Genomic DNA, 6584 nt, shown 5'->3' with positions numbered 1-6584 from the left:
ACCTGTAGGGGATAATACCAGTAAACGTCCCCGGTTCTTTCCTTCCAGCGATTACTCCACGTCGCCTGTCCATTCAAGCATGCCGCCCACCATGTTACGGACTTTGTAGCCTAGCTCTTGTAAATAATAGCAGACGTTTTCACTACGGCGTCCAGAGCGACAAATGAAGATATATTCTTTATCTTTGTCAAACTGGTCTAACGAATTAGGAATTTCCCCCATTGGGATGTGCTTCGCTTGTGGAATTTTTCCTTCCGCTACTTCTTCATGTTCACGAACATCTACTAAATGTAATTCTTCGCCAGCTGCTAATTTTTCTTTTAGCTCTTCCGGAGTGATAATTTGGATTTCTTCCATCATCCTACCCTCTTTCATTTAGTTTGCGACAATGTTCACTAACTTACCAGGTACAGCAATGACTTTGCGTACCGTTTTTCCTTCGATAAGTTCTTTAATTTTTTCATCTTGAAGGGCAAGCTCTTCTAGTTGTTCGCGAGTCGCATCGCGAGACACCATCATTTTCGAACGAACCTTTCCGTTTACTTGTAGGACGATTTCTACTTCGTTATCGACAAGTTTAGACTCGTCGTACGTTGGCCATGGTTCATACGTAATCGTGTCGTTATGACCAAGTTTTTCCCAAAGCTCTTCGGCAATATGTGGACAAATTGGTGATAGTAATTTCACAAATCCTTCCACATATGCTTTTGGAAGCGTGTCTGCTTTATAGGCTTCGTTAATGAATACCATCATTTGGGAAATCGCTGTGTTGAAGCGAAGGTTTTCGAAGTCCTCCGATACCTTTTTCACTGTTTGATGATACACTTTATCTAATGCTTTGTTGTCGCCATCAACCACTTTTTCAGATAGTGAACCATCTTCATTCACAATGAGGCGCCATACACGGTCAAGGAAACGACGAGCACCGTCAAGTCCTTTTGTAGACCATGCTACGGACGCTTCTAGAGGACCCATAAACATTTCGTAAAGGCGAAGCGTATCTGCACCATGGCTTTCTACAATTTCATCTGGGTTTACAACGTTCCCTTTTGATTTACTCATTTTTTCGTTGTTTTCCCCAAGAATCATTCCTTGGTTAAATAGCTTTTGGAACGGTTCTTTTGTCGGAACCACACCGAGGTCGTACAATACTTTGTGCCAGAAACGAGCGTATAGTAAGTGCAGTACCGCATGTTCAGCGCCACCGATGTAAATATCAACAGGTAGCCATTTCTTTAATTTTTCTGGATCTGCTAATGCTTGGTCGTTATGCGGATCAATATAACGTAAGTAGTACCAGCAACTACCTGCCCATTGTGGCATCGTATTTGTTTCCCGACGACCTTTCTTACCGGTTTTCGGGTCGACTACGTTCACCCACTCGTCAATATTCGCTAATGGTGATTCGCCTGTCCCAGAAGGTTTAATTTCATCTGTTTTTGGTAGCGTTAACGGAAGTTCTTCTTCAGGAACTGTCGACATTGTTCCATCTTCCCAATGAATAATAGGAATTGGCTCTCCCCAATAGCGCTGACGGCTAAACAGCCAGTCACGAAGGCGATACGTAACTTTCTTCTCACCGATTCCTTTTTCTTCAAGCCATTGAATCATTTTTTCAATCGCTTCTTCTTTGTTCAAACCATTTAAAAACTCAGAATTAATATGTTCGCCATCACCAGTATAAGCTTCTTTTTCGATGTTACCTCCCGCCACAACTTCAATCATTGGCAGGTCAAACTTTTTCGCAAACTCATGGTCGCGCTCATCATGAGCAGGAACTGCCATAATCGCACCTGTACCGTAGCTCATTAACACGTAATCAGCAATCCAAATCGGCATTTTTTTACCGCTCGCTGGATTCACTGCATACGCACCCGTAAAGACGCCCGTTTTTTCTTTGGCTAAATCGGTACGTTCTAAATCACTTTTTGATTTAATTTGATCTAAGTAAGATTCTACCGCTACTTGTTGCTCTGGAGTGGTGATTTTCTTTACTAACGGATGCTCTGGTGCAAGTACACAGTATGTTGCCCCAAATAGCGTATCTGGACGAGTAGTAAAAACAGTAAACGTTTCGTCGTGACCGTCGATTTGGAACGTTACTTCTGCCCCTTCTGAACGGCCAATCCAGTTACGTTGCATTTCTTTAATGCTTTCTGGCCAGTCAAGTTCTTCTAAATCTTCTAGTAAACGGTCTGCATACTCTGTAATTTTTAACATCCACTGTTTCATTGGACGACGCTCAACTGGGTGACCGCCTCGTTCACTTTTTCCATCAATGACTTCTTCGTTCGCTAATACGGTTCCAAGAGCAGGACACCAGTTGACCGGTACTTCATCAATGTAGGCTAATCCTTTTTCATAAAGCTTTAAGAAAATCCATTGTGTCCATTTATAGTAATTAGGATCTGTCGTATTTATTTCTCGGTCCCAGTCGTAAGAAAATCCGAGTGATTTAATTTGACGACGGAAGTTATCGATGTTTTTCTTTGTAAATTCTGCTGGATCATTTCCTGTATCAAGGGCATACTGCTCAGCTGGAAGGCCGAACGCATCCCACCCCATTGGATGCAATACGTTGTACCCTTGCATCCGCTTCATACGGGAAAGAATATCCGTTGCCGTGTATCCTTCCGGGTGACCAACGTGTAAGCCCGCACCAGACGGATACGGGAACATGTCTAATGCATAAAATTTCGGTTTGGAATCATCGTCAACTGTTTTAAATGTTTTGTTCTCTTCCCAATACTTTTGCCACTTTTTCTCAATCTCTTTGTGCGGAAACGCCATCACAAGACCTCCTTTAAATTACAATCTTTCTTCCACAAGTTAGGAAATAAAAAAACCTCTCATCCCGATATGGGACGAGAGGTATCTTTCTCCCGCGGTACCACCCAAATTAGTGTACATACACTCACTTAAGGCTCCTTAACGCAGAGTCACGACAAGCATTACTTGGTTCCCGTTCATGCTTGTAGCTCCAAGGCGAGTTCATGGTTCGCTTGGTTGACTTGCACCGACCGTCAACTCTCTGTAAAACAAGCCGTAAACCACTACTACTCCTTATCTTCGCTTTCCAATTTTTATTTACTGTATTCACTATTTTAGAGAAATTTATACTTCCTTTCAACCCCTGCGTACACAATTTGTAAGACAAAAACATCCTGATATGGATTGAAGAATATTATACGCTGCATTAGTATAATGATACTGTTGATATTTATTCATTTCGCTCCAGTCAGACGCTTTCCGCGGACAAGCCGCAAGCCGCTTCCCTCGCTACGCTCAAGTCTGGGTCTTGCGGCTTCTTGTTCCCGCTGGAGTCGCCGCCGTGTGAATAACTTGCTAAAAATCAACAATGAAATTTAACATCGCCTTTTTTAATTTCCGCTTTCATTTATCAAAAGATTACCGGTTCATACGCAGCTGGATGAGAGGGGATAAAGATGAATCAATCTAACCAAATATATAACATTCAACAAGTGTCGAATATTACCGGTCTTTCCAAACAAGTGATCCGAAAATGGGAAGAACGCTACCAAGTCATTCAACCACAAAGGTTAGACAACGGTTATCGCATCTATAGCGCGAATGAATTAAATATCTTACTAAAGATGAAATCATTGATCGAAATGGGTCAAACTGCTAAGCAGGCGGTCATGAATATAAAACAACAACAAATAGAAACGTCGCGCCTTACACTTCAAACAGCGGAATATCAAGAAACGACGGGAAACGTCAATGAATTTGTTGATTCTCTATTGCAGGAAGGAACGCTCGGTAATGAAGCACAATTAAACCGTCTATTAGACCAAGCCTACCATTTATTTGGATTACAATCATTTCTTGATTCTATTGTAATCCCATTCTTAAAAGAAGTGGGAAATCGTTGGAAAGATGGTCGGTGGGGAGAATATCAAGAAGCTTTATCGAGTTTAGTGGTTCGTGATTTCCTAATAAAACTAAGACGGAATTTTCCTATTAGTGAAAAAGCTCCCCTCGTATTAGGTGCTTGTTTACCTGAGGAACGACATGAAATTCCATTACACATGATTTTACTCCAATTCATGTTACGAGGATGGCGAACGGTGATGCTCGGACCTTCTCCTGCTCCTACAGCTATTCAATCCACCGTCCAACTGTTAAATCCAAAAAAAGTCGTCCTCTCGGCGGTAACGAGACTTCCTTTTGAAAGAAACGAACGGTTGATTGAAGAGCTTGATGAATTTGCCTCAAAGTACCCGCATATTCAATTTTACTTAGGTGGTCCTGGTGCATTTATGTACTTAAAAGGAACAACCTTACAACACATTGAATTAACCGACCAAATTTCAGCTATTTTACACCAATAATCAGAAGGATTTGAGGCCGCTTGAAAGCTATGAAACAGGGTTAACTAGCAGTTTACTAGTCAACCCTGTTTTTCGGTTGAAATATATTAGAAATTACCATAAAGGTTACTGCACCGTATATCCTCCATCAATCACAACTGTTTGCCCCGTGATACCTTTTGCTTCTTCGCTAGCGAGGAACAAAGCATAGAAAGCAATTTCGTCGACGGAAAGTAAACGTTTTTGTGGAACAAGTGGATAGATCACTTCCTCAAGTACTTTCTCAACGGAAACGTTTCTCGTTTTGGCTAAATCGTGTAACTGGTTTCGAACAAGTTCAGTATCCACATAGCCTGGGCAAATGGCATTCACGGTAATACCATCAGTCGCCGTTTCTAATGCTGCCACTTTTGTTAACCCAATTACCCCGTGTTTGGCGCTATTATAAGCCGACTTACCGGCGAACCCGACAAGACCGTTAATAGACGCCATATTGATAATTCGGCCAAACTGCTGTTTTTTCATGATCGGCAACGCTTTTTTGATAGCCATAAATGGGCTAATTAACATCACTTTAATGAGTTGTTCAAATTTTTCTGTCGGAAAGTCTTCAATCATGGAAATGTATTGCATGCCGGCGTTATTGATAAGAACATCTAACGACCCCATTTTCTCAACCGTCTCATCCATCGCTCGTTGAATGTCTTCTTCATTTGTCACATCACACTTAAGACCGATGACTTTGTATCCTTCCGATTTCAGTTGGTCGGCAGCTTCTTTTACTTGTGTTTCTTGAATATCGGTTAACACAACTTTTGCCCCTTGTTCGGCAAAGCGTTTACCAATCTCGTACCCAATTCCTTGTGCTGCACCAGTGATAAAGACAACTTTTTCACGAACCATGTGTCCCAACAGCTCCTTCAACGTTAAATTCCAAGTCCTAAAGAGAATAAAATGATGGCTAATATGACTCCTAATAGCGGTACAATAGCAGTTAAAGCACCGACCGCACCATAGGCATCTTGATGGGATTCACCACAAATTGATCGAATGGTGGTCACTACATACCCGTTATGCGGAAGCGTATCTAACGCGCCTGAAGAAATCGAAACGACCCGGTGTAACGCTTCAGGATTGACACCTAGTTCCATGTAATGTGGAGCTAAAATAGGAAGAGCAATCGCTTGCCCACCGGAAGCAGAACCCGTCATTCCAGCAATCACACTAACCGCAAGAGCTCCTCCAATTAACGGTGAACCTGGAATACTCGTCATAAAATCAACCGCTGTTTCAAACGCTGGTACCGCTTTAGCAACACCACCAAAGCCGACGACTGCTGCTGTATTTCCAATCGCAATTAAGGCACCGACCGTTCCTTCTGACACCGCATTCCAAAAAGATTGGAAAAACTTTCGATTCAGTACATACGTGGCAATAACACCACCTAATAAAGCGATAATTAAAGCGGATTGTTTTAACGAGTCGTGGAAAATATATGATACGACAAGCACCACTATCAGAGGAATTAACCCTCGAATCGGTGAGGGTAGTTCTTTATTTAATGTTTCTGGATCTCCTTCTCGCGCCTCAAAGCGTTCGCCACGTTCCACCGCTTTTTGAATCATTCGCTTTAACCACCAGTAACCGAATATCGCCATAAAAATCGCGACGATTAAACTCACTTCCCATCCGGCATACGGATCCGTATTTAAGTACTCAATTGGAATCCAGTTTTGTATTTCCGGTGAACCAGCGGAAGTCATTGTAAAGGTAACGGAACCAAAAGCTAAGGCAGCGGGAATAAATCGTCTTGGTAAATCGGCTTGTTTAAATAAACTAACCGCCATCGGATAGACGGAAAATGCCACTACAAACAAACTAACCCCGCCGTACGTTAAAATGGCACACGCGGCTACAATAGCTAACACGGCATACTTAATCCCAAATTTATCTACCACAAACTTCGAAACACTATCTGCTGCCCCACTTTCTTCCATCACTTTTCCAAACACCGCTCCAAGTAAGAACATGAGATACCATGACGTAATAAAACCAGCAAATCCTCCCATATAGTTGGTGACAAGGTTCGCCTCACCTTCCGCTGCTAGCTGTGGAAAAAGCGGCATTCCACTAAGGACCGCCACAAAGACGGCAGCTAACGGACCGACGACTAAAATGTTCATTCCCCTCATCGTTAAGTAAATAAGTAATAGTAATCCCCCAATGAGACCGATCATACTTAACATGCCATTT

General features: G+C 42.3%; 5 protein-coding genes and 1 other annotated feature. Of the genes, 1 reads left to right on the top strand and 4 read right to left on the bottom strand.

Annotated elements, in window-relative coordinates:
- Window positions 1–51: 51 nt before the first annotated feature.
- Together ABES52_RS00575 and leuS are read right to left on the bottom strand one after the other, a co-directional pair.
- On the bottom strand, window positions 52–357 hold the full coding sequence (locus ABES52_RS00575) for a rhodanese-like domain-containing protein (RefSeq protein ID WP_429647898.1): 306 nt from the start codon (window positions 355–357) through the stop codon (window positions 52–54).
- Window positions 358–375: 18 nt separating this feature from the next.
- Window positions 376–2790, bottom strand: a complete 2415-nt coding sequence (leuS, locus tag ABES52_RS00570) for a leucine--tRNA ligase (RefSeq protein ID WP_429647897.1) — start codon at window positions 2788–2790, stop codon at window positions 376–378.
- A 67-nt stretch (window positions 2791–2857) separates the two neighbouring features.
- Window positions 2858–3079 (bottom strand) — a binding site (T-box leader).
- A 367-nt stretch (window positions 3080–3446) separates the two neighbouring features.
- Between leuS and ABES52_RS00565 the strand changes: the two genes are divergently transcribed.
- Window positions 3447–4352, top strand: coding sequence for a MerR family transcriptional regulator (locus tag ABES52_RS00565; RefSeq protein WP_429647895.1), 906 nt, complete (start codon window positions 3447–3449; stop codon window positions 4350–4352).
- Window positions 4353–4457: 105 nt separating this feature from the next.
- On the opposite strand, the gene ABES52_RS00560 is transcribed toward ABES52_RS00565, so the two are convergent.
- Together ABES52_RS00560 and ABES52_RS00555 are read right to left on the bottom strand one after the other, a co-directional pair.
- Window positions 4458–5234 (bottom strand): 3-hydroxybutyrate dehydrogenase, encoded by a 777-nt coding sequence (locus ABES52_RS00560; RefSeq protein WP_429647894.1) that lies wholly within the window; start codon window positions 5232–5234, stop codon window positions 4458–4460.
- Between the two features lie 23 nt (window positions 5235–5257).
- A complete protein-coding gene (locus ABES52_RS00555; protein ID WP_429647892.1) occupies window positions 5258–6577 on the bottom strand; it encodes a GntP family permease in 1320 nt (439 codons plus the stop codon).
- Window positions 6578–6584: the final 7 nt, after the last annotated feature.

This window comes from Aeribacillus pallidus (assembly GCF_050478865.1).
Lineage (GTDB): Bacteria > Bacillota > Bacilli > Bacillales > JACDOC01 > JACDOC01.
The sequence above is the reverse complement of the archived record's forward strand: the minus strand, read 5'-3'. Positions and strand labels throughout refer to the sequence as shown.